General features: G+C 53.6%; 13 protein-coding genes and 7 tRNA genes. 16 read left to right on the top strand and 4 right to left on the bottom strand.

What is annotated here, in order from left to right; translation table 11 throughout:
• Nucleotides 1-22 precede the first annotated feature (22 nt).
• The 3 genes from chiP to nagE form a co-directional block, all read right to left on the bottom strand.
• Entirely contained in the window at nt 23-1,429 is a 1,407-nt protein-coding gene (chiP, locus tag M8013_RS18015) for a chitoporin ChiP (protein ID WP_271269162.1), read from the bottom strand.
• 425 nt (nt 1,430-1,854) lie between these two features.
• Nucleotides 1,855-3,522, bottom strand: a complete 1,668-nt coding sequence (gene glnS / locus M8013_RS18010) for a glutamine--tRNA ligase (RefSeq protein ID WP_271269161.1) — start codon at nt 3,520-3,522, stop codon at nt 1,855-1,857.
• A gap of 180 nt (nt 3,523-3,702) precedes the next feature.
• Nucleotides 3,703-5,724 (bottom strand): N-acetylglucosamine-specific PTS transporter subunit IIBC, encoded by a 2,022-nt coding sequence (gene nagE / locus M8013_RS18005; protein ID WP_271269160.1) that lies wholly within the window; start codon nt 5,722-5,724, stop codon nt 3,703-3,705.
• A 328-nt stretch (nt 5,725-6,052) separates the two neighbouring features.
• Here nagE and nagB point away from each other — a divergent pair, with 328 nt between their 5' ends.
• From nagB to M8013_RS17945, 12 genes are all read left to right on the top strand, one after another.
• A complete protein-coding gene (nagB, locus tag M8013_RS18000) occupies nt 6,053-6,853 on the top strand; it encodes a glucosamine-6-phosphate deaminase (RefSeq protein WP_271269159.1) in 801 nt (266 codons plus the stop codon).
• A 55-nt stretch (nt 6,854-6,908) separates the two neighbouring features.
• Complete coding sequence (gene nagA, locus M8013_RS17995; protein ID WP_271269158.1) at nt 6,909-8,057, top strand: N-acetylglucosamine-6-phosphate deacetylase; 1,149 nt, start codon at nt 6,909-6,911, stop codon at nt 8,055-8,057.
• 8 nt (nt 8,058-8,065) lie between these two features.
• Nucleotides 8,066-9,286 (top strand): DNA-binding transcriptional regulator NagC, encoded by a 1,221-nt coding sequence (nagC, locus tag M8013_RS17990; RefSeq protein WP_271269157.1) that lies wholly within the window; start codon nt 8,066-8,068, stop codon nt 9,284-9,286.
• A 44-nt stretch (nt 9,287-9,330) separates the two neighbouring features.
• The gene (locus M8013_RS17985) at nt 9,331-10,083 is read left to right on the top strand and encodes an HAD-IIA family hydrolase (RefSeq protein ID WP_271269156.1); all 753 of its coding nucleotides are present in this window, start codon (nt 9,331-9,333) and stop codon (nt 10,081-10,083) included.
• Nucleotides 10,084-10,333: 250 nt separating this feature from the next.
• Complete coding sequence (gene asnB, locus M8013_RS17980) at nt 10,334-11,998, top strand: asparagine synthase B (RefSeq protein ID WP_271269155.1); 1,665 nt, start codon at nt 10,334-10,336, stop codon at nt 11,996-11,998.
• Between the two features lie 224 nt (nt 11,999-12,222).
• Nucleotides 12,223-12,299: transfer RNA gene (locus tag M8013_RS17975), tRNA-Met, on the top strand.
• 9 nt (nt 12,300-12,308) lie between these two features.
• Nucleotides 12,309-12,393 (top strand) — tRNA-Leu (locus M8013_RS17970).
• 23 nt (nt 12,394-12,416) lie between these two features.
• Nucleotides 12,417-12,491 (top strand) — tRNA-Gln (locus M8013_RS17965).
• Between the two features lie 32 nt (nt 12,492-12,523).
• Nucleotides 12,524-12,598: transfer RNA gene (locus tag M8013_RS17960), tRNA-Gln, on the top strand.
• 17 nt (nt 12,599-12,615) lie between these two features.
• A tRNA-Met gene (locus M8013_RS17955) sits at nt 12,616-12,692 on the top strand.
• A 45-nt stretch (nt 12,693-12,737) separates the two neighbouring features.
• Nucleotides 12,738-12,812: transfer RNA gene (locus M8013_RS17950), tRNA-Gln, on the top strand.
• 41 nt (nt 12,813-12,853) lie between these two features.
• Nucleotides 12,854-12,928: transfer RNA gene (locus M8013_RS17945), tRNA-Gln, on the top strand.
• 82 nt (nt 12,929-13,010) lie between these two features.
• On the opposite strand, the gene ubiF is transcribed toward M8013_RS17945, so the two are convergent.
• Nucleotides 13,011-14,186 (bottom strand): 3-demethoxyubiquinol 3-hydroxylase, encoded by a 1,176-nt coding sequence (gene ubiF / locus M8013_RS17940; RefSeq protein ID WP_271269154.1) that lies wholly within the window; start codon nt 14,184-14,186, stop codon nt 13,011-13,013.
• A 136-nt stretch (nt 14,187-14,322) separates the two neighbouring features.
• Here ubiF and miaB point away from each other — a divergent pair, with 136 nt between their 5' ends.
• The 4 genes from miaB (at nt 14,323) to corC (ending at nt 18,392) form a co-directional block, all read left to right on the top strand.
• The gene (gene miaB, locus M8013_RS17935; RefSeq protein WP_271269153.1) at nt 14,323-15,747 is read left to right on the top strand and encodes a tRNA (N6-isopentenyl adenosine(37)-C2)-methylthiotransferase MiaB; all 1,425 of its coding nucleotides are present in this window, start codon (nt 14,323-14,325) and stop codon (nt 15,745-15,747) included.
• Nucleotides 15,748-15,897: 150 nt separating this feature from the next.
• A complete protein-coding gene (locus tag M8013_RS17930; protein ID WP_271269152.1) occupies nt 15,898-16,944 on the top strand; it encodes a PhoH family protein in 1,047 nt (348 codons plus the stop codon).
• A complete protein-coding gene (gene ybeY, locus M8013_RS17925; RefSeq protein ID WP_271269151.1) occupies nt 16,941-17,408 on the top strand; it encodes an rRNA maturation RNase YbeY in 468 nt (155 codons plus the stop codon). The genes M8013_RS17930 and ybeY overlap by 4 nt, the downstream gene beginning before the upstream one ends.
• Before the next feature lie 105 nt (nt 17,409-17,513).
• On the top strand, nt 17,514-18,392 hold the full coding sequence (gene corC / locus M8013_RS17920) for a CNNM family magnesium/cobalt transport protein CorC (protein ID WP_271269150.1): 879 nt from the start codon (nt 17,514-17,516) through the stop codon (nt 18,390-18,392).
• The last annotated feature ends 5 nt before the right edge of the window (nt 18,393-18,397 follow it).

The following is an 18,397-nucleotide window of genomic DNA, read 5'->3' as shown; positions in this document are numbered from 1 at the left end:
GCTCGCCCCGCCAGAAGCATCATCAGAAGATAGTGAATGGGGCGATAACCATAAACTTCACGTCGCGCTCATCCTGGAAGATGTTGCCGTAACCCCCGCCGTAGCTTGGGATATCGGAGTGGTTGTCGTACTGGGTGAAGTGCAGTTTAAACATGGTACCTTTCGCGCGACCGTCCTGCAGGACGTAGATCGCGTCAAGGCTGTAAGCCGACTCTTTGATTTTGTTCGACGGGTTGTCTTCACGCTGGCCGGCGCTGTTGATAAACCAGTCTGCGGGCTTCGCATCCCAGGCGTAAGCATATGAGCCACCGACGCTCCAGCCTGCGAGGTTCCAGTTGCTCAGATCGTACATTGCGCCAAAGAAGACCGCTTTTTCGCCGTTGGCGTTAAAGTCGGAGCGGTTATCCCACCAGACATCCAGACGACCGTTAGAAGAGGCATAGGTTGGGGTCATACGCTGCAGGAAGTAGCCTTGCTGTCCTTCCGCTTTGACATAGGTCCCTTCGAGGCGTAAATCCACTTGCCCCACTTTGTAGCCCAGGGTCAGCGCCTGCAGCCAGGCGGTGCCGTCGTAGATATCATTGACGGTGTTATCGTTGGCTTTATCACGGGTACCGTAGAACTGGTAGCTGGTTGAGAGCGGGCCGCCCACCACATCCATCTTATAGCTGGCTTTGGCAAAGTACTGGTCGATATAGCCTTCGGCCTGACCGAATGCCGCTTCCAGAATCAGGTTGTTTTTGAAATCGTACTTCGCGCCGAGGGAGTGGAGATAATCGACGCGGGTCTTTCTGTCATTCTGATAGAACTTGTCCATCTCGAGGTGCCACGGCGCTTTGTATTCGTTGGTCCACATGTAGGAGAAACTCAACGCCCCGCTATCGCCGTAGTCAAAATTCGCCCCGGCTTCCGCGCCCTGGTAAGTACCCGGCATAAAGCTCCAGTGCGGTGCTAACAGGGTCTGACCGGTTGGTTGAAGCCAACCCGCGCGCGCCCAGGCCGGACCGTATTTAAATTTTGCTGCCGCTTTGTACAGGCTGATCCCGCTCTTATCGCCGGACCAGTCCTCTTTGTAGGCTTTATTGCTGGAGGAGAAAGCAATTTCGTTCGGGTGTCCGCTGTCGCCGTTTTCCGCCATTTCGATCGCGGTGAAGGCGGCCAGATCAAGACCGAACATGTCTGCGGCATAGCCGGACTGGAAATCAAGGTTGGCGTTCCAGGTGGAGTGCGCCAGGTTGGTTTTATATTTATCTTCCTGGACATCTTTACGGTCACGCTCACGCTGCCAGTAATAGACACCGCCCGTCAGCGTTGAATCATCGACAAAACCTTCGGCCTGGGCCTTCGGTGAGACCATCCAGCCAGACATTGCTGTTACACCGGCAATAGCCAATGCAAGCGCACTACGTTTGCCACTAAACGTACGCATAGTTAATCCTCTTTGACGTATTAAAAGCGCCTAAAACGGCGAAAAAACAAAAAGTAAAAAGTCGACGTAAGCGGAAATACTCGTTTACATCTACTGCCTGTAGACTATTTTTCGCGACGCGAATTATCAATCCTTTTTAGCGATCAAAAGTCAGGATTATGACGAAGTGCACATATTTGATTGCCAGTTGTAACAAGGCGCACCAGATAGAATATTCACTTAAAATAATCTTCAAAATTAGCCAGTTATTTTTAGTGGTTGAATGAATACGCGACAGAACGCGATTAATTTAATTCAGGTAAGGGAAGGTAAACAGCAGAGGGAAATGCAATTAATTCGCATCGCGAAGATTTGGAACAGTAATGGCTTGAATGATAAACAAAAAAAACGCCGCATTATGCGGCGTTTAGCAGGGAGAGTGTCGCTTACTCGCCGACTTTAGCCCAAGTATCGCGCAGACCGACGGTGCGGTTAAACACCAACTTGTCCGCGGTTGCATAGCGGCTGTCGAGGCAGAAATAACCTTCACGTTCGAACTGATAAGCTTTACCGGCAACGGCTGCATCCAGGGACGGCTCGGCAAAACCTTGCTTGATAACCAGCGAATCCAGGTTAATGGTTTCGAGGAAATTGTCTGCCGCACCCGGGTTTGGCACGCTGAACAGGCGATCGTAAAGACGGATTTCAACCGGCAGCGCGTGTGCAGCGCTCACCCAGTGAATAACGCCTTTTACCTTGCGACCGTCCGCCGGATCCTTGCTCAGGGTCTCAGCGTCGTAGGTGCAGAAGATCGTGGTGATGTTGCCTTCGGCGTCTTTCTCTACGCGCTCAGCTTTGATCACATAGGCATTACGCAGGCGTACTTCTTTACCCATCACCAGACGCTTGTACTGCTTGTTGGCTTCTTCGCGGAAGTCTGCACGATCGATCCAGATTTCAGCGCTGAACGGCACGTCACGGCTGCCCATTTCCGGCTTGTTCGGATGGTTCGGCATGGTCACCAGTTCGCTTTCGCCCTGCGGGTAGTTTTCGATAACCAGCTTAACCGGGTCGATAACGGCCATTGCGCGTGGCGCATTGTCGTTCAGGTCTTCGCGGATACAGGATTCCAGCGACGCCATCTCGATGGTGTTGTCCTGCTTGGTCACGCCAATGCGTTTGCAGAACTCACGAATGGCCGCAGCTGTGTAGCCACGACGACGCAGACCGGAGATGGTCGGCATACGTGGGTCGTCCCAGCCTTCGACGTGCTTGTCGGTTACCAGCTCGTTCAGCTTGCGCTTGGACATGACGGTGTATTCCAGATTCAGGCGAGAGAACTCGTACTGACGTGGATGCACCGCAATGGTGATGTTATCCAGAACCCAGTCATACAGACGACGGTTGTCCTGGAACTCCAGCGTACACAGGGAGTGCGTAATGCCTTCCAGCGCATCGCTGATGCAGTGGGTGAAGTCGTACATCGGGTAGATGCACCACTTGCTGCCAGTCTGGTGGTGATCGGCAAATTTAATGCGATACAGCACCGGATCGCGCATCACGATAAACGGCGATGCCATATCGATTTTGGCACGCAGACACGCTTTGCCCTCTTCGAAGCCACCGGCGCGCATTTTTTCGAACAGCGCCAGGTTCTCTTCTACGCTGCGATCGCGGTACGGGCTGTTTTTACCCGGCGCAGTCAGCGAGCCGCGGTATTCACGGATCTCATCAGCAGAGAGTTCATCAACGAAAGCCAGGCCCTTGTTGATAAGCTCAACGGCATAAGCATACAGCTGGTCAAAATAGTCAGAGGAGTAGCAGATGTCGCCAGACCAGTTGAAGCCCAACCATTGCACGTCGTTCTTAATGGACTCTACGTACTCGATGTCTTCTTTTACCGGGTTAGTGTCATCGAAACGCAGGTTGCATTGACCCTGGTAGTCTTGCGCGATACCAAAGTTCAGGCAGATCGATTTCGCATGACCAATGTGCAGGTAGCCGTTCGGCTCCGGCGGAAAACGGGTATGAACAGTGGTGTGCTTACCAGTGGCCAGATCTTCATCGATGATCTGACGAATAAAGTTGCTTGGGCGGGCTTCTGCCTCACTCATCGTGGATTCCTCAAAGCGTAAACGACGTATAACGGGACATGATCTTATAAGCCGGGCGTAGTGACAACCCTTAGTTACGTATAAAAACGTCTTCGCAGAGAATAATCGGGGCGATTGCTGCAAAAAAAAGCGGCGGGGATTATCCCCGCCGCTCAGGCATTAACGCTAACTCAGGAGCACTTATTTGCCTTTAATTTCATACAGCGGCGTTTGACCGGCCACAACCTGACCCTGCGCCTTAATGACCAGGCTGCTAAAGTCGTCGATATTGCTGCAGACAACCGGGCTAATCATCGAGCGCGCATTGGCGTTCAGGAAGTCGAGATCCATTTCCAGAACCGGCTGACCTGCCACCACTTCAGCGCCCTCTTCTACCAGGCGTTTGAAGCCCTGACCACCCAGCGCAACGGTATCGATACCCATGTGGACAACGATCTCTGCACCTTTTTCGGTTTCCAGACAGAACGCGTGGTTGGTGTTGAAGATTTTAACGATGGTGCCCGCAGCCGGAGAAACCACGGTTTTATCGGTTGGTTTTACCGCAACGCCGTCACCGACAGCTTTACTGGCAAAGGCTTCGTCAGGAACCTGTTCCAGTGCCACAACCTCACCCGTTACCGGAGAAACCAGCGCCGCGATAGTCGTGGCATTGGCCACAGCCTGCGGTTTAACCGCCGCTGGTGCAACAGCTGCGACCGGCGCAACATCTGCTGCGGCAACAGGACCGGTGGTTTTCATGGCGTTAGCAATTTTCTCCGCCACAAAGCCGACGATAATCTGCACGCTGGTTTTGTTCAGACGGATCACGCCAGACGCACCCAGGCGTTTCGCCATCGCTTCGTTAACCAGCGAAGAGTCTTTTACGTTCAGACGCAGACGGGTGATGCAGGCATCGATACCGGTCAGGTTATCGGAACCACCGATGGCGGCGATGTACTGACGTGCCAGACCGGAAACATCATCCGCGTTGCCCGCGCTGACATTGACGTCCTCACCATCCGCTTCGCTACCGGCAACCGCCAGCTCACGACCCGGGGTCATCAGGTTGAATTTAGTAATGGTGAAGCGGAACACCACGTAATAGATAGCGAAGAACACCAGGCCTTGTGGAATCAGCATGTACCAGTGTGTTGCCAGCGGGTTACGTGACGACAGCACCATATCCACCAGACCCGCACTGAAACCGAAGCCGGCAATCCAGTGCATGGATGCCGCGATGAAGACCGAGATACCGGTCAGCACGGCGTGGATCACATACAGAACCGGTGCCACGAACATGAAGGAGAATTCCAGCGGCTCGGTGATACCGGTGAAGAAGGCCGCGAATGCGCCCGCCATCATAATACCCAGCACCTTCGCTTTGTTCTCAGGACGCGCGCAGTGGTAGATAGCCAGTGCTGCACCCGGCAGACCGAACATCATAATTGGGAAGAAGCCCGCCTGGTAACGACCGGTGATACCGACAACCGCTTTACCTGCTTCGATGGACTGTGCGCCGCCGAGGAAGTTAGGGATATCGTTAATACCTGCAACGTCAAACCAGAATACGGAGTTCAGCGCGTGGTGCAGACCAACCGGGATCAGTAAGCGGTTGAAGAACGCGTACACGCCCGCACCGGCGGAGCCCAACTTCTGGATGTGCTCACCAAAGTTCACCAGACCGTCGAAAATCATCGGCCAGACGTACATCAGGATGAAAGCGACAAAGATCATCACGAAGGAGGTCAGAATCGGCACCAGACGACGGCCGCTGAAGAAGGAGAGCGCTTTTGGCAACTCTACGCTACTGAAGCGGTTGTACAGTTCAGCGGAGATAATACCCACGAGGATACCGACGAACTGGTTGCTGATTTTACCGAACGCAGCAGGTACCTGGTCTGCCGGGATCTTCTGGATCATGGCAACCGCGGCCGGCGAACAGAGCGTGGTTAATACGAGGAAGCCAACAAAACCGGTCAGTGCCGCAGCACCGTCTTTATCTTTGGACATACCGTAAGCCACACCGATGGCGAACAGTACAGACATGTTGTCGATAATGGCAGCACCGGATTTGATGAATAACGCCGCTAACGCGTTGTCTCCACCCCAACTCACCGGGTCAATCCAGTAACCGACACCCATCAGAATTGCCGCCGCTGGCAGCGTGGCAACCGGCACCATTAAGGCGCGGCCAACCTTTTGTAAATAACCTAAAATGCTCACTTTCTTCCCCCTTTGAGACCCCGTTTTAAGGTGTGTTCTCAGCTGTGTTTTTATTGTGTCACTAACTTATATATACAGTTGATGATTCACTGGCTTTCTGAGTGTGTGGAAAATTAATTCGTATCGCAAATTAAAAGCGTATTTTTTGTGATTTTTGTCACCAAATATCGTTTCAGACCCTCCCTCAGACTGGCAAACAGTGAAAACTTATTTTATGATACGAAAAATCAAGACGGATTGATCCCTTACGGTGTGAACCAGGTTAGGCTTACATCATACTCAGATATTCAATCCGCCCACTTTTTTACTTAATCTTCAGAGGTGAATAATGAGACTGATCCCCCTGGCAACTGCAGAACAAGTCGGTAAATGGGCTGCTCGCCATATTGTAAACCGTATCAACGCGTTCAAACCAACAGCCGATCGTCCTTTCGTGCTCGGTCTGCCGACCGGCGGCACGCCTCTCACTGCGTATAAAGCGTTGGTGGAGATGCATAAAGCGGGCCAGGTTAGCTTCGAACACGTTGTTACGTTCAACATGGACGAATATGTTGGCCTGCCAAAGGATCATCCGGAAAGCTACCATAGCTTCATGCACCGCAATTTCTTTGATCACGTTGATATTCAGCCGGCAAATATTAATCTGCTGGACGGAAATGCCCCGGATATCGATGCTGAATGCCGTCATTATGAAGAAAAAATCCGTGCTTATGGCAAAATCCACCTGTTTATGGGCGGCGTAGGCAACGATGGTCACATCGCGTTTAACGAACCGGCCTCTTCTCTGGCATCCCGTACTCGTATCAAAACCCTGACGCATGACACCCGTGTGGCAAACTCACGTTTCTTTGATGGCGATGTTAATCAGGTGCCAAAATATGCGCTGACCGTGGGCGTGGGCACGCTGCTGGACGCAGAAGAAGTGATGATCCTGGTGCTGGGCGGCGTCAAAGCGCTGGCGCTGCAGGCGGCAGTGGAAGGCAACGTCAACCATATGTGGACCATCAGCTGTCTGCAGCTGCATCCGAAAGCCGTCGTGGTGTGCGATGAGCCATCCACCATGGAGCTGAAAGTTAAAACGCTGAGATACTTCAACGAATTAGAAGCTGAAAACATCAAAGGTCTGTAATCTGACGCCGTCTCTTACGAGAGACGGAATGCTTTTTTTTAAACCGGGGGTCGTTATGTATGCTTTAACCCACGGTCGGATTTATACCGGCCATGAAATTCTGGATGACCATGCGATTGTTATCGCCAATGGCCTGATTGAACGTGTTTGCCCACAGGCTGAACTGCCAACGGGTATTGAACAACGCTCGCTCAATGGAGCAATCATCTCCCCCGGTTTTATCGACGTACAGCTTAACGGCTGCGGCGGTGTCCAGTTCAATGATACGGCAGAAGCCGTCAGCGTTGAGACGCTGGAAATTATGCAGCACGCCAACGAAAGATCGGGCTGCACCAGCTACCTGCCGACGCTTATCACCACCAGCGACGACCTGATGAAACAAGGTGTTCGCGTGATGCGCGAGTATCTGGCGAAGTATCCGCACCAGGCACTGGGCCTGCATCTTGAAGGTCCGTGGCTGAATATTGTCAAAAAAGGGACGCATAACCCAGGCTTCGTGCGCCAGCCTGACGGGGAACTGGTTGATTTCCTGTGTGCCAACGCAGACGTGATCACCAAAGTGACCCTCGCCCCCGAAATGGTCGACCCTGAAATCATCCGCAAACTGGCAGGCGCCGGGATTGTGGTCTCTGCCGGGCACTCCAACGCCACGCTGAAAGAGGCCAAAACCGGCTTCCGCGCTGGTATCACCTTCGCCACCCATCTGTACAATGCCATGCCGTATATTACCGGACGCGAACCCGGTCTGGTCGGGGCGATCTTTGACGAACCGGACGTGTATTGCGGCATTATTGCTGACGGCTTACACGTGGATTACGCCAACGTGCGTAACGCCAAACGCCTGAAAGGCGATAAGCTGTGTCTGGTTACCGATGCTACGGCACCCGCAGGGGCACACATTGAACAGTTCATTTTTGCTGGTAAAACAATATACTACCGGGATGGACTGTGTGTGGACGAGAACGGCACGCTGAGCGGTTCGGCTTTGACCATGATCGAAGGCGTACGCAATCTGGTCGAACATTGCAGCATTGCCCTGGATGAAGTGCTGCGTATGGCCACGCTCTACCCGGCCCGCGCGATTGGCGTCGACCAACAGCTGGGTGCCATTGCTCCGGGCATGGTTGCTAACCTCACCGCATTCACGCACGATTATAAAATCATCAAGACCATCGTTAACGGTAACGAGGTCGTCACAGAGTAAGCAAACGTATGACACCTGGCGGACACGCTCAAATTGGTAATGTGGATCTGGTTAAGCAGCTGAACAGCGCTGCCGTTTATCGACTGATTGACCAGCATGGTCCCATCTCGCGCATTCAAATTGCAGAACAGAGCCAGCTTGCCCCCGCCAGCGTGACGAAAATCACCCGTCAGCTCATTGAGCGCGGACTGATTAAAGAAGTTGATCAGCAGGCCTCCACCGGAGGCCGTCGCGCCATCTCGATAATCACCGAAACCCGTCATTTCCATGCCATCGGCGTACGCCTTGGCCGCCATGATGCCACGCTTACCCTGTACGATCTCAGCAGCAAAACCCTGGCGGAAGAGCATTATCCCCTGCCGGAACGCACCCAGGAGACGCTTGAACACGCCCTGCTCAATGCGATTGAACTGTTTATCGAATCCTGCCAGCGCAAAATCCGCGAGCTGATCGCCATCTCGGTGATCTTGCCTGGGCTTGTCGATCCGGAAAGCGGTGTGATCCGCTATATGCCGCATATCCAGGTTGAAAACTGGGGTTTAATCAACGCGCTGGAAAAACGCTTTGCGGTGACCTGCTTTGTTGGCCACGATATCCGCAGCCTGGCGCTGGCTGAGCACTATTTTGGGGCGAGTCAGGATTGCGAAGACTCCATTCTGGTGCGTGTCCACCGCGGAACGGGTGCCGGAATCATCTCTAACGGGCGCATCTTTATTGGCCGTAACGGCAATGTCGGCGAGATTGGCCATATTCAGGTCGATCCGCTGGGCGAACGCTGCCACTGCGGCAACTTTGGCTGCCTGGAAACAGTCGCCGCCAATGCCGCCATCGAGCACCGTGTTAAGCACATGCTTGAACAGGGCTATCAGAGTCGGGTAACGCTGGATGACTGTAAAATCGGCGCCATCTGTAAAGCGGCAAACAAAGGTGATGCTCTGAGCTGCGAAGTGATCGAGCAGGTTGGCCGTCAGCTGGGCAAAACCATCGCGATAGCCATCAACCTGTTTAACCCGCAAAAAATTGTAATTGCCGGTGAAATTACCGAGGCCGAAAAAGTGCTGCTGCCCGCCATTGAAGGCTGCATTAATACCCAGGCACTGAAGGCATTTCGCCAGAATTTACCGGTTGTACGCTCCACGCTGAACGACCGCTCCGCGATCGGCGCTTTTGCGCTGGTAAAACGCGCAATGCTTAACGGCATCCTGCTGCAGCGTTTGCTGGAAAGCTGACAGCGTTTTATAGTTACGCCTCTTTTTTTGATGTCGGGTAGTCCATGACCATTAAGAATGTTATTTGTGATATCGACGGCGTGCTGATGCACGACAACGTTGCCGTGCCGGGCGCAGCAGAATTTCTTAACCGCATCCTCGAAAAAGGCATGCCGCTGGTTCTGCTTACCAACTTCCCGTCCCAGACCGGGCAGGATCTGGCCAACCGTTTTGCAACTGCCGGCGTCGATGTTCCTGACAGCGTGTTCTATACCTCTGCGATGGCGACGGCGGACTTCCTCAAGCGTCAGGAAGGCAAAAAAGCGTATGTCGTCGGTGAAGGCGCGCTGATTCATGAATTGTACAAAGCCGGTTTCACCATAACGGACGTTAACCCTGATTTTGTGATCGTCGGTGAAACGCGCTCCTATAACTGGGAAATGATGCACAAGGCGGCATTCTTTGTGGCTAACGGTGCGCGCTTTATTGCCACCAATCCGGATACCCACGGTCGCGGCTTTTACCCGGCATGCGGCGCGCTCTGTGCGGGGATCGAGAAGATGACAGGCCGTACTCCATTTTATGTCGGCAAGCCCAGCCCATGGATCATTCGCGCGGCGCTAAACAAAATGCAGGCCCACTCCGAGCACACTGTCATTGTCGGCGACAACCTGCGTACCGATATTCTGGCGGGCTTCCAGGCCGGGCTGGAAACCATTCTGGTGCTGTCAGGTGTTTCGACCCTGGATGATATTGATGCGATGCCCTTCCGGCCGAGCTGGATTTATCCCTCGGTCGCGGAAATCGATGTCCTGTAAGCCAAAGCCACGTCCCCGGACGTGGTTTCTTCATTCTACTGCGCCAAAAAACCATTCCACTCTAATAAAAACCGTCATTCATTGAATAATCATCAATAAAACCGTCTCAGGCGTACGCTTTTTTCAACATTCAGCAATCACCATTGCGCTTTTTCAGTTTTTACCTGCAAAACGCTTGCCGCTCCTGCCCTTTTACGGCATTTTCTTAAGCAAGCAACATCACACTGCAACAGGGTTAACGGAGAAGGTTATGTGTTCAATTTTCGGCGTACTGGATATTAAAACTGACGCGGTCGAACTGCGTAAAAAAGCACTCGAGCTGTCCCGTCTGATGCGCCACCGCGGCCCGGACTGGTCCGGCGTCTATGCCAGCGATAAAGCCATTCTGGCGCACGAGCGCCTGTCGATTGTCGACGTCAACGCCGGTGCCCAGCCGCTGTATAACGAGAAAAAAACCCATGCGCTGGCGGTCAACGGTGAAATCTATAACCATCAGGCGCTGCGCGCGGAATATGGCGATCGCTATGCCTTCCAGACCGGCTCAGACTGTGAAGTGATCCTCGCCCTGTATCAGGAAAAAGGCCCGGAATTCCTCGACGAACTGCAGGGGATGTTTGCCTTTGCCCTGTACGACAGCGAAAAAGACGCCTATCTGATTGGCCGCGACCATATCGGTATTATCCCGCTGTATATGGGCCACGACGAATTCGGCAACTTCTATGTTGCCTCTGAGATGAAAGCCCTGGTGCCTGTTTGTCGCACCATTAAAGAGTTCCCGGCAGGCAGCTTCCTGTGGAGCAAAGACGGCGAGATCCGCTCGTACTATCAACGCGACTGGTTCGATTACGATGCCGTTAAAGACAACGTCACCGACAAAGTCGAGCTGGCTCAGGCGCTGGAAGATGCGGTAAAAAGCCACCTGATGTCAGACGTGCCTTATGGCGTGCTGCTCTCTGGCGGTCTGGACTCTTCCGTTATCTCGGCGATCACCAAAAAGTACGCCGCCCGCCGCGTGGAAGATCAAGAGCGCTCCGAAGCCTGGTGGCCGCAGCTGCACTCCTTTGCTGTCGGCCTGGAAGGATCCCCGGATCTGAAAGCCGCGCAGGAAGTGGCCAACCATCTCGGCACCGTGCACCATGAAATTCACTTTACCGTGCAGGAAGGGCTGGATGCGATCCGCGACGTTATCTATCACATTGAAACCTACGATGTGACCACCATTCGCGCCTCAACGCCGATGTACCTGATGTCCCGCAAAATCAAAGCGATGGGCATTAAAATGGTGTTGTCGGGCGAGGGTTCTGATGAAGTGTTTGGCGGCTACCTCTATTTCCATAAAGCGCCAAACGCCAAAGAACTGCATGAAGAGACCGTGCGTAAACTGCAGGCGCTGCACATGTTCGACTGTGCACGTGCCAACAAAGCGATGTCCGCCTGGGGCGTGGAAGCCCGCGTACCGTTCCTGGACAAGAAGTTCCTCGATGTGGCCATGCGCATTAATCCGCAGGACAAGATGTGCGGCAACGGCAAGATGGAAAAACATGTCCTGCGTGAATGTTTTGAATCCTACCTGCCGGCAAGCGTCGCATGGCGTCAGAAAGAGCAGTTCTCAGACGGTGTGGGTTACAGCTGGATCGATACCCTGAAAGAGGTAGCAGCGAAGCAGGTTTCTGACCAACAACTGGAAACAGCCAGCTTCCGCTTCCCGTACAACACGCCATCCTCTAAAGAGGCGTATCTGTACCGTGAGATCTTTGAAGAGCAATTCCCACTGCCGAGCGCCGCAGAGTGTGTTCCGGGTGGCCCTTCCGTCGCCTGCTCTTCTGCAAAAGCGATTGAGTGGGATGAATCGTTCAAATCCATGAACGATCCATCAGGCCGTGCCGTCGGCGTGCATCAGTCCGCCTACAAGTAACAGAAAAAATCCTCATCAGGCCCTCCGGGGCCTTTTTTTTGTCTCGCGTTTCGCTGAACAAAAACGATTAATAACCAATAATTGCCGAATAATCGGCCAGGCTGTTCGCAACCTAACCAAACAGTCACATTCCCGTTATTTTCGATGAAAAAGGTGTTGACGCTGCAAGGGTCTATACGCATAATGCGCCCCGCAACGCCGATAAGGTAACGCGAAAAAAAGATGGCTACGTAGCTCAGTTGGTTAGAGCACATCACTCATAATGATGGGGTCACAGGTTCGAATCCCGTCGTAGCCACCATCTTTTTTTGCGGGAGTGGCGAAATTGGTAGACGCACCAGATTTAGGTTCTGGCGCCGCAAGGTGTGCGAGTTCAAGTCTCGCCTCCCGCACCATTTCCAGATAAGCGTTGCACGGATGGGGTATCGCCAAGCGGTAAGGCACCGGTTTTTGATACCGGCATTCCCTGGTTCGAATCCAGGTACCCCAGCCATTTTCTTCGATTTTGCGGTTCTCTGTTGTTTTTGGGGTATCGCCAAGCGGTAAGGCACCGGTTTTTGATACCGGCATTCCCTGGTTCGAATCCAGGTACCCCAGCCATCGAAGAAAGCAGTACTGGCTACGTAGCTCAGTTGGTTAGAGCACATCACTCATAATGATGGGGTCACAGGTTCGAATCCCGTCGTAGCCACCATATTAGGTTGTGTTGATTTCGGTCGACAACACCAAAAAAAATTGTTGGGGTATCGCCAAGCGGTAAGGCACTGGTTTCTGATACCAGCATTCCGAGGTTCGAATCCTCGTACCCCAGCCAATTTTAAAAAGTCGTTGAATGTGTTTGTTTAACGCACCTGTTGGGGTATCGCCAAGCGGTAAGGCTCTGGTTTCTGATACCAGCATTCCGAGGTTCGAATCCTCGTACCCCAGCCACCTTAAAAAAGCTCGCTTCGGCGAGCTTTTTGCTTTTCTGCGTTTATAACCGGGCGATGCTGCTACCCGCCCGGTGTTCTCTCTACAGCCCTAACGCATACTTCAACGCCTGACGTTTCAGGCCGCCTGCACGCTGTGCTGCCATCAATCCCATATTGCGCAATAGGCGAAGCGGTCCCAGGTCATTGCTGAATCCGGCGTAAAACAGATCCATACCGGATTGCATCAGGAAATTATCCGCCATCCGTCGGGTCTGATAGCGTTTAAGCACCTGCTGACTGGCCCAGGCTTCACCGTGACTGCGGGCGCGACTTAATACATCCAACAGCGCCTCTACATCGCGATAACCCAGATTCACCCCCTGCCCTGCCAGTGGATGAATGGTATGCGCGGCGTCGCCCACCAGTACCAGTCCCTCACGCGCATACTCCAGTGCATGCCGACGGGTAAGCGGAAATGCCCCTGCAGCAACCGGTTTGACGTTACCCAACCGAGCCGGGAAATAGAGGGCAATCTCTCGCTGCAGTTGTTCCATCGTCAACCCTTGCAGCTGACGAATGCGTGCCGGTGTGTCATACCACACCAGAGAGGCCCAGTGGTCAAACAGCGGTAAAAACGCGTGCGGGCCGTTCGGGGTGAAGTGTTGCCAGGTGCTGTCGCCCGGATCGTTCTCGCAGGCGATGGTAACCAGCATGCAGGATTGCTGATACTGCCAGGCGTGAATGCCAATACCGGACATCTCTCGTACCCGGGAGGTGGCTCCGTCGGCCCCAATCAGCAGCTTCACTGACAATTCATCGCCGTTATCCAGCGCGATCAGATGCCGATCGTTGTGGCGGTGCATCGCCTTCACTGACGCAGGCACGCGCAGGGTGACCTTAGGATGCGCGGCCAAGGCCTGCCACAGCGCCTGCTGCAGAACGTTATTTTCAACCATATAGCCCAGCAGCGGGAGCTTAAGCTCTGCGGCATCAAACACCACATGCGCGTTTTCCCACTCCCAGGTCTCCAGTTGACGATAAGGGTGCGCGCGCATTGCCAGCACCGCATCCCACACGCCCAGCCCGCGCAGCAGCTCGACAGAGGCCGCACTGATTGCGGAAATACGCACATCCGGCTGCTGTGTCTCATCAAATGCAGGCGGTGCAGCCTGTTCAATCACCGTCACGTCAAACCCGTGTTGCGCCAGCCCCAGCGCCAATGCGCCGCCGACCATACCGCCGCCGACAACGGCAATTTCGGTTTGTTGGAGTGTCATGGTCAATAATCCTTATAAGAGAATCCCTTAAGTTTACCGGATTTTTATCACCTTGCGTCTGACAACCTTCATACTGGTCACAACCAGACCAAAGCATTACACTATGCGGCTTGCAATCCTGAGCCCGAGCAAGTCGATGACTAAAAAACTCCATATAAAAACCTGGGGCTGTCAGATGAACGAATACGATTCATCGAAGATGGCCGATCTGCTGGATGCTACCCACGGATATCAACTGACTGAACATGCAGAAGAAGCCGATGTGCTGCTGCTTAATACCTGCTCAATCCGTGAAAAAGCGCAGGAAAAAGTCTTCCATCTGTTAGGTCGCTGGAAACTTCTCAAAAAGAAAAATCCGGACATCATCATTGGCGTGGGCGGCTGTGTTGCCTCGCAGGAAGGTGAACTGATTCGTACCCGCGCGCACTACGTGGACATCGTCTTTGGCCCGCAGACCCTGCATCGCTTGCCAGAGATGATCAACTCCGTTCGCGGCGATCGCAGCCCGGTGGTCGATGTCAGCTTCCCGGAAATTGAAAAATTTGACCGTCTGCCGGAACCGCGTGCGGATGGCCCAACCGCCTTCGTCTCGATTATGGAAGGCTGCAACAAATACTGCACTTACTGCGTGGTGCCTTACACCCGCGGTGAGGAAGTGAGTCGCCCTTGCGATGACATCCTGTTTGAAGTAGCCCAACTGGCGGCTCAGGGGGTGCGCGAAGTGAATCTACTCGGCCAGAACGTCAACGCCTGGCGCGGTGAGAACTACGACGGCAGCACCGGCTCGTTCGCCGACCTGCTGCGTCTGGTGGCGGCCATCGATGGCATCGACCGTATTCGCTTTACCACCAGCCACCCGATTGAATTCACAGATGACATCATCGATGTGTATCGTGATACGCCAGAGCTGGTGAGCTTCCTGCACCTGCCGATCCAGTGCGGATCCGACCGCGTGCTGAACCTGATGGGCCGCACCCATACCGCACTGGAATACAAATCAATCATCCGTAAGCTGCGTGATGCCCGCCCGGATATTCAGATAAGCTCCGACTTCATCGTCGGCTTCCCTGGCGAAACCACCGATGATTTCGAGCGCACCATGAAGATCATCGGTGAAGTGAACTTCGACGTGAGCTATAGCTTCATCTTCTCTGCGCGTCCGGGAACGCCAGCTGCCGATATGGTTGATGACGTGCCTGACGACGAGAAAAAGCAGCGTTTGTATATTCTGCAGGATCGCATTAACCAACAGGCCACCGCCTGGAGCCGTCGTATGCTCGGCACCCTACAACGCGTACTGGTCGAAGGCACGTCGCGGAAGAGCATCATGCAGTTGTCTGGCCGTACCGAAAACAACCGCGTGGTGAACTTCGAAGGCGCGCCGGATTTGGTCGGCAAATTCGTCGATATCGAAATCCTCGAAGTGCTCACCAACTCCCTGCGCGGCAAGCTGGTGCGGACCGAAGATGAGATGGGCCTGCGCGTGGCAGAAACGCCAGAATCGGTTATCGCACGGACCCGTAAAGAAAACGATCTGGGCGTCAGCGTTTATCAGCCGTAATGCCTCAGGCCTGCCATTTCTGGCAGGCCTTGTATTTCCCCCTTTGACCCCCCATATATTTCGCAATGCTTGCGCCTTTATTCTCTGGCGTGAATAATTTCATGGGACAGACCCTTTGCTTTCAGGCAACCGAGACAGAAGAGGAATGGTTTGAATATAGATACGCGTGAAATTACCCTTGAGCCAGCAGACAACGCTCGCCTGCTGAGCCTCTGCGGGCCGTTTGATGACAACATCAAACAACTGGAGCGACGTCTGGGTATCGAAATTAATCGTCGCGATAACCACTTCAAACTCACCGGGCGCACCATTTGCGTCAACGCCGCGGCGGATATTCTCCACAGTCTGTACGTCGATACCGCCCCGATGCGCGGTCAAACGCAGGATATTGAACCGGACCAACTTCATCTGGCCATCAAAGAAGCCCGCGTGCTTGAGCAAAGCGCAGAGAGCGTGCCGCAGTACGGCAAAGTTATTCATATCAAAACCAAGCGTGGCGTGATTAAACCGCGTACGCCAAATCAGGCGCAGTACATCGCCAACATCCTCGACCATGACATCACCTTCGGCGTGGGCCCAGCGGGGACCGGTAAAACCTATCTTGCCGTTGCTGCTGCCGTGGATGCGCTGGAGCGTCAGGAAATCCGTCGAATTCTGCTCACCCGTCCGGCCGTCGAAGCCGGCGAAAAGCTGGGCTTTTTACCCGGTGATTTGAGCCAGAAGGTCGACCCGTACCTGCGCCCGCTGTACGATGCGCTGTTCGAGATGCTCGGCTTTGAGAAAGTCGAGAAGCTGATTGAACGTAACGTCATCGAAGTGGCTCCGCTGGCCTACATGCGCGGACGCACACTGAACGATGCGTTTATCATTCTTGATGAAAGCCAGAACACCACTATTGAACAGATGAAGATGTTCCTGACCCGTATCGGCTTTAACTCGAAAGCGGTCATCACCGGCGATATTACCCAGATCGACCTGCCGCGCAGCACTAAATCTGGTCTGCGTCACGCCATTGAAGTGCTGGCAGATGTCGATGAAATCAGTTTTAACTTCTTCCACAGCGAAGACGTGGTGCGCCACCCGGTGGTAGCCCGCATCGTAACTGCCTATGAGGCATGGGAAGAAGCCGACCAGAAACGTAAAGCAGAACAGGAAGCGGTTCGCAAACGCGAAGCCCAGGAGCAAGAGCAGAAATGAGTCAGGTGATTCTCGATTTACAGTTGGCATGTGAAGACAATTCCGGTTTGCCGGAAGAGAGCCAGTTCCAGACGTGGCTGGATGCGGTGATCCCGCAGTTTCAGGAAGAGTCAGAAGTCACCGTTCGCCTGGTGGATGAGGCCGAAAGCCACGAGCTGAACCTGACCTATCGCGGGAAAGATAAACCCACCAACGTGCTCTCCTTCCCGTTTGAAGCACCGCCCGGTATCGAGCTGCCGCTGCTGGGCGATTTGATCATCTGTCGCCAGGTGGTTGAACAGGAAGCGAAGGAGCAGCAAAAGCAGCTCGACGCCCACTGGGCGCACATGGTGATACACGGTAGCCTGCATCTGCTGGGCTACGATCATATTGAAGACGACGAAGCGGAAGAGATGGAATCCCTTGAGACAGAGATAATGCTTGCTCTGGGCTATCAGGATCCGTACATTGCCGAGAAAGAGTAGTCTGTATACGGCGGTGTTCCGCCGTATCAACATCACATGCCGTCGCGTTGACCTTCGTCCGCAGCGGCTGACAGTTCACCAACAAGAGAACCCTTAACAAACGCCATGAGCGACGACAATTCACACAGTAGCGACACACCAAACAGCAAAAAGGGATTTTTCTCCCTCCTTCTGAGCCAGCTTTTCCACGGTGAACCCAAAAACCGTGACGAACTTCTGGAGCTGATCCGTGATTCCGGGCAGAACGAGCTTATCGATGAAGATACGCGCGAAATGCTCGAAGGGGTAATGGACATCGCCGACCAGCGCGTTCGCGACATTATGATCCCCCGCTCACAGATGATTACCCTGAAACGCAACCAGACGCTGGAAGAGTGCCTCGATGTCATTATCGAGTCCGCCCACTCGCGTTTCCCGGTCATCAGCGAAGACAAAGATCACATCGAAGGGATTTTGATGGCCAAAGATCTGCTGCCGTTTATGCGCAGCGAATCGGAAGCTTTCAGCATGGAAAAAGTGTTACGCCAGGCGGTTGTTGTCCCGGAAAGCAAGCGGGTCGACCGCATGCTGAAAGAGTTTCGCTCTCAGCGTTACCACATGGCGATTGTTATCGATGAATTTGGCGGCGTTTCCGGCCTTGTGACCATCGAAGATATTCTTGAACTGATTGTCGGTGAAATCGAAGACGAATATGACGAAGAAGAAGATATCGACTTCCGTCAGTTGAGCCGTCACACCTGGACGGTGCGTGCCCTTGCGCCGATCGAAGATTTTAACGATACCTTCGGCACCCATTTCAGCGATGATGAAGTGGATACCATTGGCGGTCTGGTGATGCAGGCATTTGGCCACCTTCCAGCGCGTGGCGAAACCGTGGACATTGACGGTTACCAATTCAAGGTCGCAATGGCTGACAGTCGACGTATTATTCAGGTTCATGTAAAAATGCCGGACGATGCGCCGCAACCTACACTGGATGAATGATTTAA

The organism is Silvania confinis, from assembly GCF_025564085.1.
Lineage (GTDB): Bacteria > Pseudomonadota > Gammaproteobacteria > Enterobacterales > Enterobacteriaceae > Enterobacter > Enterobacter confinis.
Note: the sequence above shows the minus strand (reverse complement) of the source record. Positions and strands in the feature narration are given on the sequence as shown.